The following is a 19,714-nucleotide window of genomic DNA, read 5'->3' on the forward strand; positions in this document are numbered from 1 at the left end:
GCGAATATTCAATGAAAATTCCGGCTCTCTGTTGCGAGCCGCCCGAGCAGCCGGCTGTGGTCCTCCAGCCGGTGCGCCACGAGGTGCACCACCTCGCCTTCACGCTGCACCACGCCCGCCACCGCCAGCAGCGAAGACCCTAGCAGCTCCTTGCGCTGCGACTCGACGAGCGCCGCGTGCACGATCACGTTGACGCTGCCGGTCTCGTCTTCCAGAGAAACGAAGATCGTGCCGTTCGCCGTGCCCGGCCGCTGCCGCACCGTGACGATTCCGCACACGCGCGCGAGCATGCCGTGCCGGCAATGCGCCAGTTGCTCCGCCGTGCGAAAACGCTGCTTTGTGAGGCCGTGGCGCAGCAGTTCGAGCGGATGGCGATTGAGCGTGAGGCGCAGGCTCGCGTAATCGGCGACGATTTCCGCGCCCTCGGAAGCACGTGGCAACGCGAGCGGCGTCTCGGCGATAGGCGCATCGCGCAACAGCGCAGGCACCGCGTGCTGCGCCGTCACGGCCCACCACGCCTCGCGCCGGTGGCCCGCAATGCTCGCGAGCGCGTTCGACGCCGCCAGGGCCTCCAGCTCGCGCCGCGTGAGCGCCGCGCGGCGGGCGAGATCATCGACATCGGCGAACGGTGCGCGCTCGCGCGCCTCCATCACACGCCGCGCGGCATCTTCGGAAAAGCCCTTGATGAGACTGAAGCCGAGGCGCACGGCTGGCCCGCCACGTCCATAGCGCCGCGGCGCGAGCGCAATACGTGAGCGCACGATGCGCTTCAGGCCGTCCATGAACCTGTGCCGCCGGCCGCCGCGCTTGAGCGTGCCGCGGCGCAGCAACGCGACCGCGGCCAGCCGCGCGCGATACCGCAGCACCTCGGCATTGCCCACGCGCAGCGCCTCGGCATCAAGCCGCTCGCCGGGTGCGCCACGCCGCTCCAGCACCGACTCCCAGTCGCTCAGCGCGATATCGGGCGCACGCACCTGCACGCCGTGACGCTTCGCATCCTGCACGAGCTGCGAAGGCGAATAGAAACCGAGCGGCTGACTGTTCAGCAGTCCTGCCAGAAATGCCGCGGGCTCGTAACGCTTGAGCCACGAACTCGTGTAGACGAGCAGCGCGAAACTCGCCGCATGGCTTTCCGGAAAGCCGTAGTCGCCGAAACCCTCGATCTGCTTGCAGATGCGCTCGGCGAATTCCGGCGAGTAGCCTTTCTTGAGCATGCGCTGCGTGAGATCCGCCTGATACGGACGCAGATCGCCGTCGCGCCGCCATGCGGCCATCGCGCGGCGCAGCTTGTCGGCCTCCTCGCCGGTGTAGTCGGCGGCGACCATCGCGAGATGCATCACCTGCTCCTGGAAGATCGGCACGCCGAGCGTGCGCTCGAGCACCGGGCGCAATTCTTCCTTCGCGTACTCCACCGCTTCGTCGCCGTGCCGGCGTTTCAGGTACGGATGCACCATGTCGCCCTGGATCGGCCCGGGCCGCACGATCGCCACCTGAATCACGAGGTCGTAATACGTGCGCGGCCGCAAACGCGGCAACATGCTCTGCTGCGCGCGCGACTCGATCTGGAACACACCGACCGTATCGGCCTTGGCGCACATGCGATACACCGCCGGGTCCTCGACTGGAATGTCCTGCACGCGCATCTCCGGCAGAGCGCGCCTTAGCGCCACGAATTCGAGCGAGCGCCGGATCGCCGAGAGCATGCCGAGCGCGAGTACGTCCACTTTCAGCAGCCGCAGCGCGTCGATATCGTCCTTGTCCCACTCGATCACGTAGCGGTCCTTCATCGCCGCGTTTTCGATCGGCACGAGCCGCGAGAGCTTGTCGCGCGCGATCACGAAACCGCCCACGTGCTGCGAGAGATGGCGCGGAAAACCGCGCAGCTCGCGCGTGAGACGAATGAGTTGCTGCGTGACGTGCGAGTCCGGTGAAAAGCCCGCCTCCTCCAGATGGCGCGCGATCGAATCGGGGCCGTCCCACCACTGATGCGCGCCCGAGAGCTTTTCGACGAGCGCATTGTCGAGGCCGAGCGCCTTGCCCACGTCGCGCAACGCGCTGCGCGAGCGATAGGTGATGAGGGTCGCGGCCAGGGCGGCGCGGCGCGTGCCGTACTTGCGGTAGATGTACTGAATGACCTCTTCGCGACGCTGATGCTCGAAGTCGACGTCGATGTCGGGCGGCTCGTTGCGCGCGCGAGAAAGAAAGCGCGCCACGAGCATGTTCATGCGCACGGGGTCGATCTCCGTGATCTTCAGGCAATAGCAGACCACCGAGTTCGCCGCCGAGCCGCGCCCCTGGCACAGGATCTTCTGATCGCGCGCGAAGCGGACGATGTCGTGCACCGTGAGGAAGTACTTCTCGTACTTCAGCTCATCGATGAGTTCGAGTTCCTGTTCGATCTGATCGCGGCGCTTGTCGTTCAGGCCGTCGGGCCAGCGCTCCAGTGCGCCCTTCATCACGAGCTTGCGCAGCCATGTCTGCGGCGTCTCGCCGGGCGGCACCAGCTCCTCGGGATATTCGTAGGCCAGCTCGCCGAGCGAGAACGTGCAGCGGCGCGCGACGTCGAGCGTCGCGTCGAGCGCCTCGCGCGGATAAATCGCGCCAAGCCGCACGCGCGAGCGCAGATGCCGCTCCGCATTCGCTTCCAGCGCGCGCCCGCACGAAGCGAGCGGCTTGCCGATGCGGATCGCGCTCAACGTGTCCTGCAAGGGCTTGCGCGAACGAGCGTGCATCAGCACGCCGCCCGCCGCGACGAGCGGCAAGCCGCTCTCCTGCGAGACGTGGCGCAGCACTTCGATCTGCGTGTCGTCGCCGCCGGTTTGCCAGAGTTCGAGCGCGAGCCACGCGCGTTCGGCCGCGAAGCCCGCGAGCCAGTGCGCGGCGCGCAGCGTTTGCGCGAGCGTGGCCGTGCGCTGCGGCACGAGCATCAGCACGCAGTCGCGCAAGTGCTTCAGATGCTCGAAGTCCGGCTCCGGCCCGGTGAAATCGGCGGGATGCACGCGATAGCTGCCCTTCGTCGCACGCGAGCGCGCGAGCGTGATCAACTCGCATAGATTGCCGTAGCCTTCGCGATTCGTTGCAAGTGCAACGATCGTGCAGAACGGCGCGCCATGTTCATCGACGAGATTCAGCTCGCTGCCGATCAGCAAATGCAGCGACGGTTCGAACGGGCTCAAGGCCGCGGCGGCTGAGTTGCCGCCGCGTTCGTGTGCCTCGCGCACGGCTTCGTCATGCGCTTTTTTGCGCGCCTCGTCGTATTCGTTGAGCGCGCTGTAGGCGCGCACGACGCCCGCGAACGAGCATTCATCGGTGATCGCGAGCGCACGGTAGCCGTGGCGGATCGCCTGCTCGACCATCTCACCCGGGCGCGACGCGCCGTGCAGGAAGGTGAAATTGGTGAGGCAGTGCAGTTCCGCGTAGTCAGGCAATTGCGCAGGCAACTGCGCTGGCAATTGCGCTGGCAACTGTGGAGGCAACGACGCGCCCGTCCCGCTGGTCGACATGATTCCTGAAACCCGAATGAACGACGAATCAGCGCTAGCCGAAAAGCCCTTGCAAATACCACTGGCCGCCAATGCGCTCGCGATACAGCCAGAACATGCGGCCCTGGTCGTCGGCGGCGACGTAGTAGTCGCGCCCGACGCCCTCGCCGTCCCACCAGCCGGACTCGATGCGCTCGGTGCGCGTGAGCGTCTTCAGCGGCCGTCGATAAACCGGGCGATCGCCGCGCATTGCGAGCTTGAGCGGCTTTTCGAGCAGCCACGCCGGACGCGGCTGCGTCGGCAGCGGCACCTCGGGCAGATCGAAAGCGCTTTGCACGGGCGCGCTCGCGAGCGCTTCCTGCTGCGGCTTGCCTGCCTTGCGCGGCTTGCGTGCACGCTTCGCGCCGCTCTCGCGGTAAGGCCGCGCCGACATCGCAAGCTCGGGCCGATGATCGTCCTCGACGAAAAGCTGCAGCACGTTCTGCTCGCCAAGCCGCGCACCGATGCGCTCGAAGAGCTGCCCGAGCGACGCCTCGGCGGCCTCGGCCATCGGAAAGAGCGTGTCGGTGGGCGCCGCGTATTCGCTCACCTGTGAGGCGACGAGCGCCAAGCCGATCACGGGCGCGGCAAGCTCGGTCTGATTCAGGCGCTCGCGCAGCAGCCACAGCAGATGCTCGGCGTCGCGCGAAGGCGACGCCCAGGCGAGCGCGAGCGTCGAGGTGCGCGGCGCATGCCGCGAAGCCAGTTCGTGCTCCAGACGCAATTCGAAGCCGCTCAACGCCGCGTGCTGCGCGGCGAGCCAGCCGGCCAGCTGCATCACGAGCCGGCGCGCGGCAAAGAGCAGCGCCTCGGCGCTCTCCACGCGCGCCTGCAATTCGAGCGCCGCGTGAAACGACGGCGGCGCGGCGAACCAGGCGCGCGGATCGGGCGCCTCGCCGCGCGCCTGCGCGAGCCAGCCGAGCACGCCGTCACCGAAGCGCCGCACGATGCCCTCGCGCGGCAGCCGCCGCAGATCGCCAAGACTCGCGCAGCCGATCTGCGTGAGCGCATGGTCGTGCTGCGCGGCGAACGGCGCGAGCGTGACCGGCAGTGAATCGAGCACGCGCGCGAGCGTCGTTTCCTTGAGCACGTGCCAGCGGCGCGACGAACGCGTGACGCGCGCCTGCACGAGCGTCCACGCGCCCCACGCCGTGGGCGCGCAAGCGACGCGCGCGGCGTGCCCGCAGCCCGCCACCGTCGCCGCAACCTTCCCGAGCAGCGCGCGCACGCCACCGAAAAGACGCAAGCTCGAGCCGACTTCGAGCAACAGCGTATGCGACTGCGCGAACGACACCTTGGGCGTATAGGCGAGCAACGCGAGCGCGAGCGCCTCGAACGCGCGGGTCTCGCGCGCCGGATCGGCTTCGAGCAGCACGAGCCCCGGCGCGAGTGCCAACGCATGCGAGCGCGTGTTGCCGGGCTCGACGCCTGAGCGCAGCGCGTCGAGATCGGCGATCAGGATGCGCGTGTGGTCGGCGAGCGCGTAGCAGCGCGGCGCGCTGGCGGCATCAGTGGCAGCATCAGCATCGACACTTTCAGGCAGGCGCGATGTTGACGGCACCGGCGGCATCAGAGGTCTGACGGCCTCCAGCGGCAACAACGGCAAGGTGACGGCGATCCACAGCATGATTGATCCCGGGCCACGGCATGACGACGGAGGCTGCATCCGGCTGGGGCAGCACCGCGTCCTGCAGCGGCAATGTAATGACGAGTGGCTGGGCGGGCGGCGGCCCGCGGCGCTTGAAGATATCGACGGAAAGCGCAGCGAGCTGCATCCATTGCCGCCGGTTCAGGTTCGCGTCGTCGGGCGGCGGCACCGGCGAGCAGGTCATACGCAGCGGTGCCGGCGACGACTGGTTGCGCGCGGCGAGCGGCCGCACGAGAAACGCGAGCGCCTGCGAATCCTGAGCGGCGACCTGCAGACGGCGCACAGCGTCGGCGCGCGCCTTCGTCTGCCAGAGCAGCACGGCGCCCATGCCTTCCTGCTTGAGCGCCTGCTCGGCCACCCAGGCGGCCTCGTCTTCGGCCGCGCGCACCCAGATCACGCGCTCGAGCGCGAGCCCCCACGCCTTGAGCGCGCAGGCGTACGGGCGCCACGGCGGCGCGACGAGCAGCACGTGACGGCCCGCCTGCGCGGTGAGCGCGCGCAGCGCCGGCGCGACGAGCCGCATCTCGCCCACGCCGCCCTGCTCGACCAGCAGCTCGGTCAGGCTGCCCGCGGGCCAGCCGGCGCCGGGGAGCTGGGCGTCGAGCGTGGCATGGCCGCTCGGCACCGAGCGCTCGCTGGTGTGCGCGAGCTGATCGCCTTGCCACACGCGGCTTTGCAGCCGGGGGGGCAAGTGCGCGGCAAGTTGCGCGGCGGTCTGCGCAGTGATCTGGACTGCTGCTGCCATGGTTCGTGGCCTGGTTGATGGGAACGCTCCGCCCTGCCCAGCAAGAAATGGGGCATCGGCCAGAAGGAGGTTGGCTCGCCTCCACCTGTATATTTATACAGTATTTTATGGGATTAGAGGAAGCAGGAAATGGGGGAAGGGTCACTTTGCGATCCATTTCAAAATACGCAAAATGCCGATCCACGCTCTTGTGCAATGGAGCGCACGAGCGACAGCCGGACCGCTCCCGGACGTTGTGCTTACGCCCGGGGCAAACGCTGCTTAATACTCATCGACAGCCCGACGCGGGTGACCTGCGATAGAGGGCGCAGGTTGACATCAGGATCGCGCAGACAGGCGAGTAGCGCGCACGCCGAAGGGCGCTGAGGAAAGCACTGAGGGAAGCACGGACGCATCCCGCCCGTCGCTTCCCGCCGATCAGGAGGCCTGCGCCGATGTCAGGCTGAGTGCCACGGCTTGCGCCACTTCGATGCCGTCGATGGCCGCCGAGTAGATGCCGCCGGCATACCCGGCGCCTTCGCCGGCCGGATACAGGCCTTCGACGTTCACGCTTTGACAATCGTCTTTGCGACGAATCCGCAGTGGCGACGAAGTGCGCGTCTCGACGCCCGTGAGCACCGCATCGTGCATCGCAAAGCCTGCGATCTTCTTGTCGAGCTGGGGAAGGGCTTCACGGATGGCTTCGATCACATAGTCGGGCAGCGCGGTGCTGAGATCGGTCGGGTGCACGCCCGGCTTGTAAGACGGCACCACGGAGCCCAGCGACGTCGACGGCCGGCCGGCGATAAAGTCGCCGACCAGTTGACCCGGCGCCTGGTAATTGCCGCCGCCGAGTTCGAACGCCCGCTCTTCCCACTTGCGCTGGAACGCGATGCCCGCGAGCGGTCCGCCCGGATAGTCCTCCGGCGTGATGCCGACGACGATGCCCGCATTCGCGTTGCGCTCGGCCCGCGAATACTGGCTCATGCCGTTCGTGACCACGCGGCCGGGTTCGGAGGTCGCCGCGACCACCGTGCCGCCGGGGCACATGCAAAAGCTGTAGACGGCCCGTCCGTTGTTGGCGTGATGGACCACCTTGTAGTCGGCCGCCCCGAGTTCCTTGTGGCCCGCAAACTTGCCGAAGCGGCTGCGATCGATCACCCCCTGCGGATGCTCGATGCGAAAACCCAGCGAAAACGGTTTGGCTTCCATGAACACGCCGCGATCGTGCAGCATCTGGAACGTGTCGCGCGCGCTGTGGCCGACGGCCAGCACGACGTGGTCGCACGGCAGCGTCTCGCCGTTCGAGAGCTTGAGCGCGCGCACCTTGCCCTGCTCGATTTCAATGTCTTCGACGCGCGTTTCGAAGCGCACTTCGCCGCCCAGTTCGTGGATGGTGGCGCGCATCTTTTCCACCATGCTGACGAGACGGAACGTGCCAATGTGCGGGCGGCTCAGATACAGGATGTCTTCCGGCGCACCCGCCTTGACGAACTCCTCGAGCACCTTGCGGCCGTAGTGGTTCGGATCCTTGATCTGGCTGTACAGCTTGCCGTCGGAAAACGTCCCGGCCCCGCCTTCGCCGAACTGCACGTTGGATTCAGGGTTGAGCACGGACTTGCGCCACAGGCCGAAGGTGTCCTTGGTGCGCTCGCGCACGGCCTTGCCGCGTTCGAGGATGATGGGACGAAAGCCCATCTGCGCGAGGATCAGTCCTGCGAACAGCCCGCACGGCCCCATGCCGATGACCACCGGACGGGGACGCGTCGAATGCTCCGGCGCCTTCGCCACAAAGCGATAGGTCATGTCCGGCGTCACCCCGCAATGCGGCTTGCCGGCGATCCGCTTGAGCACCTTCGCTTCGTCCTTGACTTCGACGTCGACGATATAGGTCAGCTTGATATCCGAGCGCTTGCGTGCATCGTGCGCACGGCGAAAGACGGTGTAACGGAGGAGCGCGTCTGCCGCTACGCCGAGTTCCGCGAGGCGTCCCCGAATCGCGGCTTCAAGATCGCTTTCGGCGTGGTCGAGAGGGAGTTTGACTTCGGATAGACGTAACATGGCTGCCAGGGTGCGATCGCCACGGGAATTGTGGCCGATCCGTATTTTATAAGCTCGGCGGCTTTTCAAACGGAACGCAGCCGTACGACGAAACGCGAGCGCAAGCGTGAGAAAAAGAAAAAGGGGCTACAGGCCAATGGCGTGTAACCCCTCGGTATTACTGGTCGGAGCGATAGGATTCGAACCTACGACCCTCTGATCCCAAATCAGATGCGCTACCAGGCTGCGCTACGCTCCGACGAATCAGAGATTGTATCGGTACTACCCCCACTCCGTCAAATCCCCGCAACGCATAAAGACGAAAAACGATCCGCATCACGCGCTTGCCGCTCACCAGCGGGGCGCGCACCATGAGAGCACACGCCGCACGTGCCCCCAATCCGCCAAAAAAGGAGACGCCATGCACCTCATCCTCTGGCGCCACGCCGAAGCCGAAGACATCGCCGCCAGCGACCTCGCCCGCCAGCTCACCACACGCGGGCGCAAGCAGGCACAGAACGTCGCGCGCTGGCTGCGCGCGCGCCTGCCCGACGACGCCCTCATCCTCGCGAGCCCCGCCGCGCGTACCATCCAGACCGCAGAGGCGCTCACCGATCAATATCGCGTCGTGCGCGAACTCGCGCCCGATGCGAGCGTCGAGCAGGTGCTCGCCGCCGTGGGCTGGCCTGAGGGCCTCTCGTCCACGGTCGTGGTAATTGGCCATCAGCCCACGCTCGGCGAGGTCGCGGCGCGGCTGCTCTCGGGCGGCACCGATTCGCGCAGCTGGGCCGTGAAGAAAGCCGGTGTGCTCTGGCTCGCCAGCCGCGATCGCAACGGCGGCGGCGAGGCCGTCCTGCATGCGGCTATCACGCCCGATCTCGTGTAGTCCTCCCACCGGCCCCCCGCCTGCCCCACCGGGCCGCCCGTACGCGGCCCCTAAAGCGGTTCAAACGCGCAGTTCAAACGCGCCCGCCGCCCCTGGCCTTTCGGCCATCTCGTCCGTCTGCCTTACACCACGTCATCGAATCGTCATTGCGTTTTCATGGAAACGTAACCGCGTATTACTAAATTGCCGGAAAAGTTCTCTTACTTCCGACCAGGACGCCCCATGCGAGATCTGCCGACGCCCTCCCTGCCGTTTGCCTCGACGCTGTTCGAGTCGAACCGGCGCTTGCCGCGCGCCGAAGAAACGGTCACCGCGCAACATCGGCTGCAAGTGGCCTGGGCTCGCACCGACGAGGAACTGCGCGAGGCCCAGCGTCTGCGCTACCGCGTGTTCGCCGAAGAGATGGGCGCACGCCTGAGCGGTCCCGCCGGACTCGACGTCGACGCCTTCGACGCCTACTGCGACCACCTGCTCGTGCGCGACCTCGACACGCTCAAGGTCGTCGGCACCTACCGCGTGCTGCCGCCGCACCAGGCGGCGCGCATCGGCCGCCTCTATGCCGAAAGCGAATTCGACGTCTCGCGTCTCGCGCATCTGCGCCCGAAAATGGTCGAAGTGGGCCGCTCGTGCGTGCACCCCGACTACCGCAGCGGCTCGGTCATCATGTCGCTGTGGGGCGGCCTGGGCGGCTATATGCAACACAACGGCTACGAGACGATGCTCGGCTGCGCGAGCGTCGCCATGGCAGACGGCGGCCATTACGCGGCGAACCTGTACTGCGCGCTCGGCGCGAACGCGCTAACCGCGCCCGAATATCGCGCGTTCCCGCACACGCCGCTGCCCGTCGAGGAACTGCGCACCGGCACGGCCGCCGTGCCGCCACCGCTCATCAAGGGCTATCTGCGCCTCGGCGCGAAGATCTGCGGTGCGCCCGCCTGGGACCCCGACTTCAACACCGCCGACTTCCTCACGCTCTTCCGGCTTTCGGAGATCAACGAGCGTTACGCGCGCCACTTCCTCGGCGAAGCCGTCGCGCGCTAAGTCCTCATCCGCCCTTCAGTGGGCACATTTGGTGGGCAAAATCAGCGGACGAAAAAAAGCCCGGCTCTCAAATGAGCCGGGCTTTTTCATTAGCGAGGCGCGTCGCGCGCGGCGCTCACTCCTCCGTATAGACCACACGATACGGAATGCCGATCTTGCCCCATTCCGCCGCTTCCTGAACGAGGTTGTAATCGGTGAGCGGATTGTTCTGGACCCACGCATTGGGCAGCAGCACTTCATAGCCGTTGCCCTCTTCCTCCACCGTGATATGCGGCAGACCGACGTCGGCGCGGCGGCGCGTCAGCAGTGCGGCGAGACGCAGGCAGAACAGCAGCGGCCACTCCACATCGCGCGTTTGCGAGAGCTTGCCAAGCTTGCCCACGTGGCCGAGCACGAGCGCGGCGAGGCGCGCCTGGTCGGTGCGCGAGAAGCCGGGCATGTCCGCGTTGCTGGCGATGTAGGCCGAGTGCTTGTGATATGCGCTGTGTGAAATGGAAAGCCCGATTTCGTGCAGCGACGCCGCCCACGTGAGGAACATGCGGTTTTCTTCGCGGCGCTCCTCGTCGGGCTCCTCGAACTGGTCGTAGAACTTCACGGCCAGCTCGCCGATGCGCCCCGCCTGCGCGCGATCCACGCCATAGCGGCGCATGAAGCCCTCTACCGTGACCGTACGCATGTCCTCGTGCTGCGAACGGCCTAGCAGGTCATAGAGGACCCCCAGGCGCAGCGCGCCATCCGTGGTATCGACGTAGTCGATGCCAAGCTCCTCGAACACCGCGATCATGATCGAGAGACCGCCTGCGAGCACGGGAATGCGGTCGGGCTTGAGCGCGACGAGCTTGAGCCGGTTCACGTTCTCGGCCTTGATGAGCGCGCGCTTCAGGCGTTCGAGCCCGCCGCGCGAAATGCCGTGCGTGATGCCGGGATCGTTGAAGCCGTTTGCCTCGACGAGTTCCGCGAGCGCGCGCGCCGTACCCGACGAGCCGATCGCCTGGTCCCAGCCGGTCTTGCGGTAGTCGGCGGAAATGATCTGGATTTCGCGCGTGGCCGCGAGTTCGGCCTGGCGCATGGTGTACTCGTCGACGTTGCCCGAGGGGAAGAACTGGCGGCTATGGCTCACGCAGCCGATATAGAGGCTTTCCATGCGGATCGGCGTGTAGTGCGCGCCGATGATGAACTCGGTCGAGCCACCGCCGATGTCCACCACGAAGCGCTTGCCCGCGCTCGCAGGTACCGAGTGCGCGGCGCCTGCATAGATGAGGCGCGCTTCTTCGCGGCCCGCGATCACTTCGATCGGGAAGCCGAGCGCGGCTTCCGCCTCGGCGAGGAACTCGCCCGCGTTCTTGGCCACGCGCAGGGTATTGGTCGCCACCGCGCGCACCTGGTCGGGATGGAAGTCGCGCAGCCGCTCGCCGAAGCGCTTGAGCGCGTCCCAGCCACGCACCTGCGAGGCGCGGTCGAGCAGTTTGTCCTTCGAAAGGCCGGCCGCGAGCCGCACGGGTTCGCGCAATGCATCCACCGGGTAGATCTGGCTGCCGGCGTCGGTTTCCTCGACGCGGCCTACGATCAGGCGAAAGCTATTCGAACCGAGATCGACGGCGGCAAGCAGTTGGGGATTGGTGACCATCGAGGGGGCAGGCTCCATGCGTGCATACGTAGACGACCGCGCAGCCATGCGGGCTTGCTGCGCCGCCGCCGCGCTGTCCAAATGCGTCATTTTAAGCGTAGCCGACTTCACCATGTCGCTCCTCGCATTGGTCATGACCATGGGTACTTCTACCCAGCGTGCATGTTCGCAACGCGACTTGTCGATTTCGTGAAAATGCGGCGTAAAATTTATGACACACCGAATGTCACAATAAAGTCATATTACTGTGAGAATTTCCGAGCGTCCGTTCGAATCACTCCCTGACATTCCGTTTTCACTGCCGATGTCCATCCGCTACCCCCTACTCAATCGCGAACTGGGCATTCTGGGATTCAATGAGCGCGTGCTCGCACAGGCGTCCGATCCCGCTGTTCCTTTGCTGGAGCGCTTGCGCTTCATCTGCATCACCAGTAGCAACCTCGACGAATTCTTCGAAGTCCGCATGGCCGGGCTTCAGGAGCAGATGCGCGACAACCCGGGCGTACTCTCGCCCGACGGCATGTCGCTGCAGCACGTGTATGACCTCGTGGTCGAACGCGCGCAGCGTCTCGTGCATCGCCAGTACCGCATGCTGCACGACACCGTGCTGCCCGCGCTCGAACAGGAAGGCATCTATTTCCACGGCACCGACGCCTGGAACGAAGCGCAAACCGCCTGGGCGCGCAAATACTTCTTCGACGAACTGCTGCCCGTTCTCACGCCTATCGGGCTCGACCCCGCGCACCCGTTCCCGCGCGTGCTCAACAAGAGCCTGAACTTCGTGGTCGAACTCGAAGGCAAGGACGCCTTCGGGCGCCAGGCCGTCATGGGCATCGTGCAGGCGCCGCGCGCGCTGCCGCGCCTCGTGCGCATGCCGCAGGAGCTTTCCGGCTTCCAGCACGGCTTCGTGCTGCTCGGCTCGCTGCTACAGCGCTTCGTAGGCGAGCTGTTCCCGAGCCTCGTCGTGCGCAGCTGCAACCAGTTCCGCATCACGCGCAACAGTGAACTCTTCGTCGACGAAGACGAAATCACCAACCTGCGCGTGGCGCTGCAGGGCGAATTGCCCGCGCGGCATCTGGGCAATGCGGTGCGGCTCGAAGTGTCGGCGGAAACGCCTCCGCATCTCGTGAAGCGCCTGCTCGACGAAAGCGGCCTCAACGAAAAAGACTGCTATTTCGTCGATGGCCCGGTGAATCTCGTGCGCCTCATGCAGTTGCCCGAGATGGTCGATCGCCCCGACCTTAAGTTCGTGCCGCACGTGCCCGCCATTCCGCGGCGCATTGCCGCGAACAGCAACATGTTCGACGTGATCGATCAGGGCGACGTGCTCCTGCATCATCCGTACGAGAGCTTCCAGCCCGTGCTGGAACTGCTGCTGCAGGCCGCGAACGATCCGAACGTGGTCGCGATCAAGCAGACGATCTACCGCACCGGCACCGACTCGCCGCTCATGGACGCGCTCATGCAGGCCGCGCGCAACGGCAAGGAAGTGACGGTGGTCGTGGAGCTGCTCGCGCGCTTCGACGAAGAGACCAACATCAACTGGGCCGCGCAGCTCGAAGCCGTGGGCGCGCACGTGGTGTACGGCGTGGTGGGACACAAGTGCCACGCCAAGATGATGCTGATCGTGCGGCGCGTGCCCGTGAACGGCCGCATGGTGCTGCGCCGCTACGTGCACCTCGGCACCGGCAACTACCATCCGCGCACGGCGCGCCTCTACTCCGACTTCGGCCTCATGACCTCGGAGCCGAAGATGTGCGAGGACGTGCACCACGTCTTCCAGCAGCTCACGGGCATCGGCGGCGAGTTGCAGCTGCATGATCTGTGGCAGTCGCCGTTCACGCTGCATCCGAAGATGATCGAGGCGATTCGCAACGAAGCCGAAGCCGCGCGCGCGGGCAAGAAGGCGCGCATCGTCGCGAAGATGAACGCGCTGCTCGAGCCAACCGTCATCGACGAGTTGTACGAAGCATCGCAGGCTGGTGTGAAGATCGATCTCATCATCCGTGGCGTGTGCTCGTTGCAGCCGGGCGTGCCGGGGCTCTCCGAAAACATCACGGTACGCTCGATCGTCGGGCGCTTCCTCGAGCACCATCGCATTTACTACTTCTATGCGGGCGGTAAGGAAAACGTCTATTTGTCGAGCGCGGACTGGATGGATCGCAACCTGTTCCGCCGCGTCGAAGTGGCGTTCCCGATCCAAGACCGCAGGCTCAAGCGTCGCGTGATCGCCGAAGGGCTTTCCACCTTCCTCGGCGACAACCAATCGGCGTGGCTCATGCAAAGCGACGGCCACTATCGCCGCCGCCGGGCAGGACGGGCCGTGCGCAATGCGCAGTTGAGCTTGCTGGCGAAGTTCTGTCCGTGATGCGCTAACGCGCCGATCACGCTGCACGCAAAAAAGCCGCTTCGAATGAAGCGGCTTTTTCAATTGCGGCTGCAGGTTCTCACACCGGCGCCGGCTGCCTTCTGGTCGTGCGCGCGCTCGGGAAACGCACCGTGAATGTGCTGCCCCGCCCTTCCTCGCTCTTCACTTCGAGCGCCGCGTCGTGGCGCTGCAGCACGTGCTTGACGATCGCAAGGCCGAGCCCCGTGCCGCCCGTGTCGCGCGAGCGGCTGCGATCCACGCGATAGAAGCGCTCGGTCAGGCGCGGAATATCGGCGGCCGGAATGCCAAGGCCGCTGTCGGTGACGGAAAACACCGCGCTGCCGCGTTCCGCGCGCCAGGACAGATGCACCGTGCCGCCGTCCGGCGTGTAGCGCACCGCGTTGGTCGCCAGATTGCCGAGCGCGCTCATGATCTCGGTTTCGGAACCGGTGACGCTCAGGCCATCGTCGAAATCGGCCGTGATGCGGTGATGGCCGCCCGAAAGGCTTTCGGCGTCCTCGCGCACGTGCCCGAGCACCGCGCGCATATCGACCATATGGTCGCCGGGCTGACGCCCCTCGCCTTCGAGTTTCGCGAGCACGAGCAGATCGGTAACGATGTGGCGCATGCGCGAGGCCTGTTGCTCCATCAGCTCCAGGTAGCGATTGCGCTCGGCTTCGCCAAGCGGCAGCTCGCGCATCGTCTCGAGAAAGCCCGAGAGCACCGTGATCGGCGTTTTCAGCTCGTGCGAGACGTTGGCCACGAAGTCGCGCCGCATGGCGTCGGTGCGCTCGAGTTCGGTGATGTCCTGCGAAAGAACAAGCTTACGGCTCTCGCCGTACGGAAACACCTGCACCGAGATCACGTTCTGGCGCTTGGCGCCCATGCCGCGCATGATCAGCATGTCCTTGTAGTCGTGCGAATTAAGGTAGCGCACGAAGTCGGGCTGACGCACGAGATGCGTGATGTGCTGGCGCAGGTCGCGCCTCGCGTCGAGGCCGAAGTGAATTTCGGAGATCGCGTTGCACCACTCGATCTGGTCGTGGTCGTCGAGCATGGCGACGCCGTTGGGCGAGGCCTGGATCGCCTGGATGAACCGCGAGTGCTGCTGCTCCACCTGGCGCACCTGAGCGTGCCAGCGCTTCGCGAGCTTGTGCAGACGGTAGTAGATTTCGCCCCAGATACCGGGGGCGCTGGGCACTTCGCCGTAGACAGGGGCGTCGAGCAGGCGCCAAAGACGCTGCTTGTGGAACGTGCCGAAGAGCATTTGCGCGAGCAGCGCAAGCACGGCGATGCCCAGCGCGATCTTGACGCCAAAAATCGCGCCAATACCCGCGCAAATGAGCGCGAGCAATACGATCGATACGAGGGAGCGCGCCCAGATGATGTTCATGTTCCTGCGATCGAAGAAAAATACGGTCGGATGCGGGCACGCGACATCTTGTTGCCACCGCTCGATTACCGGCGGCAGTCAAGCGGTCGCGCCGCCCGGTGACTCACCCTGCGGCGCGGCCATGGCTCCAGCTTAGGCGCTCTTGGCGAGACGGTAACCGCTGCCGCGCACCGTTTCGATCATAGCATCGCACCCTGCCGGCTTGAGCGCGGCACGCAGACGCTTGATATGCACGTCCACGGTGCGCTCTTCCACGAACACGTGATCGCCCCACACCTGGTCGAGCAGTTGCGTGCGGCTGTGCACGCGCTCGGGATGCGTCATGAAGAAGTGCAGCAGGCGGAACTCGGTCGGGCCGAGGTCGAGCTTGATTTCCGAGCCTTCGGCCGCGGCCGCCACGCGGTGCGTGGCCGGATCGAGCTTCAGACCGTTGATCGCCACCACGTCTTCCGTGAGCTGCGGCGCGCGGCGACGCAGCACCGCCTTGATGCGCGCCATCAGCTCCTTGGGCGAGAACGGCTTCGTCACGTAGTCGTCAGCGCCGATTTCGAGGCCGAGCACCTTGTCCTGCTCGTCGCCACGCGCGGTCAGCATGATGATCGGAATATGCTTCGTGCGCTCGTTGTTGCGCAGATCGCGCGCGAAGTTCACACCCGACTTGCCCGGCAACATCCAGTCGAGCAGGATGAGATCGGGCAGCACGTCGCTGATCAGGTTCTGCGCCTGTTCCGCGTTGTAGGCCCGGATCGGGCAGTGGCCTGCGTGCTGCAGGTTCACCGAGATCAGCTCGGAAATGGCGGGCTCATCTTCGATGACGAGAATGCTGCTAGGCATCGGCACCTCTTGACCTTGTTACCTGTGGAGTGATTAGCTGAGTGCTTCGCGTTCGAGCGCGTCGCGCGACTTGTGCCGCACGTCGGTGCCCTTCACGATGTAAATGATGAATTCCGCGATGTTCTTCGCGTGGTCGCCAATCCGCTCGATCGCCTTGGCGATGAACAGATAGTCGAGGCCCACGGAGATCGTGCGCGGATCTTCCATCATGTAGCTCACGAGCTTGCGCACGAACGCGCGGAATTCCTCGTCGATCGCCTTGTCGTCGCGCACGATCTGCGCGGCGGCCACGGTGTCGAGGCGCGCGAACGCGTCGAGCGCGCGGCGCAGGATCGACACGGCCATCTCACCCGAGACCTTGATCTCGGCGATGTTGACGGTGCGCGAGGCCCCGTCTTCCATCAGGCGCTTCGTGCGCTTGGCGATCTTCTCGGCTTCGTCGCCGGCGCGCTCGAGGTTCGTGATGGTCTTCGAAATGGCGAGTACGAGGCGCAGATCGCGTGCGGCCGGCTGACGGCGCGCGATGATGTTGCTGCACTCCTCGTCGATCTCGACTTCCATCGTGTTGAGGCGCTCTTCAGCGGCGATCACGCGCGCGGCAGCTTCGCCGTCGAAATCGTTGAGCGCCTGCATTGCCGTGATGATCTGCGATTCGACGAGGCCGCCCATTTCGAGCACCTTCGACGAAATGAGGTTCAAATCGGCGTCGAACTGGCTGGACAAGTGTTTGTCGGACATGATTTGCTCCCTGCAACGATCAGCCGAAGCGGCCAGTGATGTAGTCTTCCGTTTCCTTGCGGACCGGCTTGATGAAGATCTTTTCGGTGTCGCCGAACTCGATCAGCTCACCAAGGTACATATACGCAGTGTAGTCCGAGCAACGCGCGGCCTGCTGCATGTTATGGGTGACGATCACCACCGTGTAGTCGCTCTTGAGTTCCGCGATCAGCTCTTCGATACGGCCCGTCGAAATCGGATCGAGCGCCGAGCACGGCTCGTCGAGCAGCAGCACTTCGGGGCGGATCGCAATGCCGCGCGCGATACACAGGCGCTGCTGCTGGCCGCCCGAGAGGCCGTAGCCGCTCTGGCCGAGCTTGTCCTTCACTTCGTTCCAGAGCGCGGCCTTGGTGAGCGCCCACTCCACGCGGTCGTCCATTTCGGGACGCGAGAGCTTCTCGAACATCTTCACGCCGAATGCGATGTTGTCGTAAATCGACATCGGGAACGGGGTCGGCTTCTGGAACACCATGCCGATGCGCGCGCGCAGCAGCGAAATGTCACGCTTGGTCGCGAGCAGGTTCTCGCCGTCCATCACGATCTCGCCTTCGGCACGCTGCTCCGGATAGAGCGCGAACATCTTGTTGAAGGTGCGCAGGAGCGTGGACTTGCCGCAGCCCGACGGACCGATGAACGCCGTCACCTTGCCTTCGGGAATCTGCAGGTTGATGTTCTTGAGCGCGTGGTACTTGCCGTAGAAGAAGTTCAGATCCTTCACTTCGATCTTCGGCTTGCCCAGCGCCGGCAGGCGTGCGTTCTGGGCGGGATCCGCAGGTTCAAACCCAGCGGAGGGCGCATTGCCGTGCGCAGCGGTGTTGAGGTGACTCTCAGCCATGTTCATCGGGAACTCCGCCCTTACTTGTTCGAAAAGACCGTGCGCGCGAGGATATTCAGACCCAGCACGCCCAGCGTGATCAGGAAAACGCCGGCCCACGCAAGCGACTGCCACTGCGCAAACGGGCTCATCGCGAACTTGAAGATCGTGACCGGCAGGTTCGCGATCGGTTGATTCATGTCGGCGCTGAAGAACTGGTTCGACAGCGCGGTGAAGAGCAGCGGCGCGGTTTCGCCAGCGATACGGGCGATGGCGAGCAGCACGCCCGTCACGATGCCCGCAATCGACGCCTTGAGCGTGATGGAGAGCACCATCTTCCACTTCGGCGTGCCGAGTGCGAAAGCCGCTTCGCGCAGCGCGTTCGGCACGAGCTTGAGCATGTTCTCGGTCGTGCGAATCACGATCGGCACCTGCAGCAAGGCGAGCGCAATCGCGCCGGCCCAGCCACTGAAGTGCCCCATCTTCGCGACCACGAGCGCGTAGACGAACAGGCCCACGACGATCGAAGGCGCCGACAGCAAAATGTCGTTGATGAAGCGCGTGACGCTCGCGAGCCAGCCCTTCTGGCCGTATTCCGCGAGGTAGATGCCCGCAAGAATGCCGATCGGCGTGCCGACGAACGTTGCGATCACAACGAGCAGCAGGCTGCCGACGATGGCGTTGAGGAGACCACCGCCATCGGTGTTCGGCGGCGGTGTGGACTGCGTGAACAGGTCGACCGAAAGACCGCCGATGCCAAGCGAAATCGTCGTGTAGAGAATCCACACGAGCCAAAGGATGCCGAACGCCATGGCGGCGAGCGAGAGCGTGAGCGCGATCGCGTTGGTCACGCGGCGGCGACGCTGCAGCTTGTCGCGCATGCGATCCAGTTCGGGGCCGTAAGTCGCACCCGGAATTTTCATCATCGGTTCGCTCATCGCGCACCCTCCGATTTTTCAAGGCGCAGCAACATGAGCTTCGAGATCGAAAGCACGATGAACGTAATCACGAAGAGGATCAGGCCGAGTTCCATCAGCGCGGCCGTATGCAGGCCCGGGCTCGCTTCCGCGAACTCGTTGGCGAGCGCCGACGTGATGCTGTTGCCCGGCGAAAAGAGCGACACGTTGTCGAGCAGGTTCGTATTGCCGATCACGAACGTGACGGCCATCGTCTCGCCAAGCGCGCGGCCAAGGCCGAGCATCACGCCGCCGATCACGCCGGTCTTGGTGAACGGCAGCACGATCTTCCACATCACTTCCCAGGTCGTGCAGCCGATACCGTAGGCCGACTCCTTGAGCAGCACGGGCGTGACTTCGAACACGTCGCGCATGACCGAGGCGATGTACGGAATGATCATGATCGCGAGAATCACGCCGGCGCACAGAATGCCAATGCCGATGGGCGCGCCCTGAAACAGCGCGCCGACGATCGGCATGCCGCCCAGCAGCGAACCGAGCGGCTTTTCGAACCACTGCGCGAAGATCGGCGCGAACACGAGCAGACCCCACATACCGTAGACGATCGACGGAATCGCGGCGAGCAGTTCGATGGCGATGCCGAGCGGCCGGCGCAGCCACGCGGGCGAAAGTTCGGTGAGGAAAAGCGCGATGCCGAAGCTCACGGGCACGGCGATGATGAGCGCGATGAGCGAGGTGGCGATCGTGCCGTAGATGGGCACGAGCGCGCCGAACTGCTCGCTGGGTGGATCCCAGTCGGCAGTCCAGAGGAATGCGAAGCCGAATTTCTGGATCGTCGGCAACGAGGCGACGATCAGCGACACGATGATGCCGCCGAGCAGCAACAGCGTGACGATGGCGGCGAGGCGCGCGAGGCCGCCAAAAATGATGTCCCCTGCCGGGCTGGGCGCTTTTTGCTGCGCAGCGTTGCCGGGCGGGTTCGACACGAGCGGGACGTCGGACATGATGACCTGGGTTCCAGTTGCCGCGAGCGCGGGGCTCACGACGTTGACGCAGCCGTGGGACTGCAGATCGCCCGACTTCCGGCCGTCAATACTGACGACCAGGCCGGAGGGCGGGCGGCA

General features: G+C 65.3%; 14 protein-coding genes and 1 tRNA gene. 3 read left to right on the forward strand and 12 right to left on the reverse strand.

The genetic code is table 11. The features are described 5' to 3' along the window. Positions 1-8: 8 nt before the first annotated feature. The 5 genes from JMY28_RS22580 to JMY28_RS22600 all read right to left on the reverse strand — a co-directional run bounded on the left by JMY28_RS22580 (position 9) and on the right by JMY28_RS22600 (position 8,192). The gene (locus JMY28_RS22580; RefSeq protein ID WP_201698138.1) at positions 9-3,503 is read right to left on the reverse strand and encodes an error-prone DNA polymerase; all 3,495 of its coding nucleotides are present in this window, start codon (positions 3,501-3,503) and stop codon (positions 9-11) included. A 34-nt stretch (positions 3,504-3,537) separates the two neighbouring features. Further along, positions 3,538-5,148 (reverse strand): Y-family DNA polymerase, encoded by a 1,611-nt coding sequence (locus tag JMY28_RS22585; RefSeq protein WP_201698139.1) that lies wholly within the window; start codon positions 5,146-5,148, stop codon positions 3,538-3,540. Continuing rightward, a complete protein-coding gene (gene imuA / locus JMY28_RS22590; RefSeq protein ID WP_201698140.1) occupies positions 5,057-5,914 on the reverse strand; it encodes a translesion DNA synthesis-associated protein ImuA in 858 nt (285 codons plus the stop codon). The genes JMY28_RS22585 and imuA overlap by 92 nt, the downstream gene beginning before the upstream one ends. 417 nt (positions 5,915-6,331) lie before the next feature. Beyond that, entirely contained in the window at positions 6,332-7,954 is a 1,623-nt protein-coding gene (locus JMY28_RS22595; protein ID WP_201698141.1) for an NAD(P)/FAD-dependent oxidoreductase, read from the reverse strand. Between the two features lie 161 nt (positions 7,955-8,115). Next, positions 8,116-8,192, reverse strand: a tRNA-Pro gene (locus tag JMY28_RS22600). Positions 8,193-8,354: 162 nt separating this feature from the next. On the opposite strand from JMY28_RS22600, the gene sixA reads away from it, so the two are divergent. Next, complete coding sequence (gene sixA / locus JMY28_RS22605) at positions 8,355-8,819, forward strand: phosphohistidine phosphatase SixA (protein WP_201698142.1); 465 nt, start codon at positions 8,355-8,357, stop codon at positions 8,817-8,819. Between the two features lie 222 nt (positions 8,820-9,041). Continuing rightward, a complete protein-coding gene (locus JMY28_RS22610; RefSeq protein ID WP_201698143.1) occupies positions 9,042-9,860 on the forward strand; it encodes a GNAT family N-acetyltransferase in 819 nt (272 codons plus the stop codon). A gap of 115 nt (positions 9,861-9,975) precedes the next feature. Here the strand turns inward: JMY28_RS22610 and ppx are convergent, their stop codons facing one another. Continuing rightward, on the reverse strand, positions 9,976-11,577 hold the full coding sequence (gene ppx, locus JMY28_RS22615; protein WP_407945527.1) for an exopolyphosphatase: 1,602 nt from the start codon (positions 11,575-11,577) through the stop codon (positions 9,976-9,978). Positions 11,578-11,791: 214 nt separating this feature from the next. On the opposite strand from ppx, the gene ppk1 reads away from it, so the two are divergent. Then, positions 11,792-13,855, forward strand: coding sequence for a polyphosphate kinase 1 (gene ppk1, locus JMY28_RS22620; RefSeq protein ID WP_201698144.1), 2,064 nt, complete (start codon positions 11,792-11,794; stop codon positions 13,853-13,855). Between the two features lie 79 nt (positions 13,856-13,934). Here the strand turns inward: ppk1 and phoR are convergent, their stop codons facing one another. The 6 genes from phoR to pstC form a co-directional block, all read right to left on the reverse strand. Continuing rightward, positions 13,935-15,248, reverse strand: coding sequence for a phosphate regulon sensor histidine kinase PhoR (phoR, locus tag JMY28_RS22625; RefSeq protein ID WP_201698145.1), 1,314 nt, complete (start codon positions 15,246-15,248; stop codon positions 13,935-13,937). Between the two features lie 132 nt (positions 15,249-15,380). Further along, the gene (phoB, locus tag JMY28_RS22630; protein ID WP_042261377.1) at positions 15,381-16,082 is read right to left on the reverse strand and encodes a phosphate regulon transcriptional regulator PhoB; all 702 of its coding nucleotides are present in this window, start codon (positions 16,080-16,082) and stop codon (positions 15,381-15,383) included. 33 nt (positions 16,083-16,115) lie between these two features. After that, positions 16,116-16,820 carry a phosphate signaling complex protein PhoU gene (phoU, locus tag JMY28_RS22635; protein WP_201698146.1) on the reverse strand — a complete coding sequence of 235 codons (705 nt, stop codon included), beginning with the start codon at positions 16,818-16,820 and terminating at the stop codon, positions 16,116-16,118. Positions 16,821-16,839: 19 nt separating this feature from the next. Beyond that, positions 16,840-17,694, reverse strand: a complete 855-nt coding sequence (gene pstB / locus JMY28_RS22640; RefSeq protein WP_407671808.1) for a phosphate ABC transporter ATP-binding protein PstB — start codon at positions 17,692-17,694, stop codon at positions 16,840-16,842. 20 nt (positions 17,695-17,714) lie between these two features. After that, on the reverse strand, positions 17,715-18,596 hold the full coding sequence (gene pstA, locus JMY28_RS22645) for a phosphate ABC transporter permease PstA (RefSeq protein WP_407945528.1): 882 nt from the start codon (positions 18,594-18,596) through the stop codon (positions 17,715-17,717). Between the two features lie 11 nt (positions 18,597-18,607). Continuing rightward, positions 18,608-19,594, reverse strand: coding sequence for a phosphate ABC transporter permease PstC (gene pstC, locus JMY28_RS22650; RefSeq protein ID WP_201698148.1), 987 nt, complete (start codon positions 19,592-19,594; stop codon positions 18,608-18,610). Positions 19,595-19,714: the final 120 nt, after the last annotated feature.

The sequence above is a fragment of the Paraburkholderia hiiakae genome, assembly GCF_904848665.1.
In the GTDB taxonomy this organism is placed as follows: Bacteria; Pseudomonadota; Gammaproteobacteria; order Burkholderiales; family Burkholderiaceae; genus Paraburkholderia; species Paraburkholderia hiiakae.

Bases quoted from the DNA above. Each gene is read 5' to 3' on its own strand.
- JMY28_RS22580 (WP_201698138.1), bottom strand. From the start codon at position 3,503: ATGTCGACCAGCGGGACGGGCGCGTCGTTGCCTCCACAGTTGCCAGCG.
- JMY28_RS22585 (WP_201698139.1), bottom strand. From the start codon at position 5,148: ATGCTGTGGATCGCCGTCACCTTGCCGTTGTTGCCGCTGGAGGCCGTC.
- imuA (WP_201698140.1), bottom strand. From the start codon at position 5,914: ATGGCAGCAGCAGTCCAGATCACTGCGCAGACCGCCGCGCAACTTGCC.
- JMY28_RS22595 (WP_201698141.1), bottom strand. From the start codon at position 7,954: ATGTTACGTCTATCCGAAGTCAAACTCCCTCTCGACCACGCCGAAAGC.
- sixA (WP_201698142.1), top strand. From the start codon at position 8,355: ATGCACCTCATCCTCTGGCGCCACGCCGAAGCCGAAGACATCGCCGCC.
- JMY28_RS22610 (WP_201698143.1), top strand. From the start codon at position 9,042: ATGCGAGATCTGCCGACGCCCTCCCTGCCGTTTGCCTCGACGCTGTTC.
- ppx (WP_407945527.1), bottom strand. From the start codon at position 11,577: ATGACGCATTTGGACAGCGCGGCGGCGGCGCAGCAAGCCCGCATGGCT.
- ppk1 (WP_201698144.1), top strand. From the start codon at position 11,792: ATGTCCATCCGCTACCCCCTACTCAATCGCGAACTGGGCATTCTGGGA.
- phoR (WP_201698145.1), bottom strand. From the start codon at position 15,248: ATGAACATCATCTGGGCGCGCTCCCTCGTATCGATCGTATTGCTCGCG.
- phoB (WP_042261377.1), bottom strand. From the start codon at position 16,082: ATGCCTAGCAGCATTCTCGTCATCGAAGATGAGCCCGCCATTTCCGAG.
- phoU (WP_201698146.1), bottom strand. From the start codon at position 16,820: ATGTCCGACAAACACTTGTCCAGCCAGTTCGACGCCGATTTGAACCTC.
- pstB (WP_407671808.1), bottom strand. From the start codon at position 17,694: ATGGCTGAGAGTCACCTCAACACCGCTGCGCACGGCAATGCGCCCTCC.
- pstA (WP_407945528.1), bottom strand. From the start codon at position 18,596: ATGAAAATTCCGGGTGCGACTTACGGCCCCGAACTGGATCGCATGCGC.
- pstC (WP_201698148.1), bottom strand. From the start codon at position 19,594: ATGTCCGACGTCCCGCTCGTGTCGAACCCGCCCGGCAACGCTGCGCAG.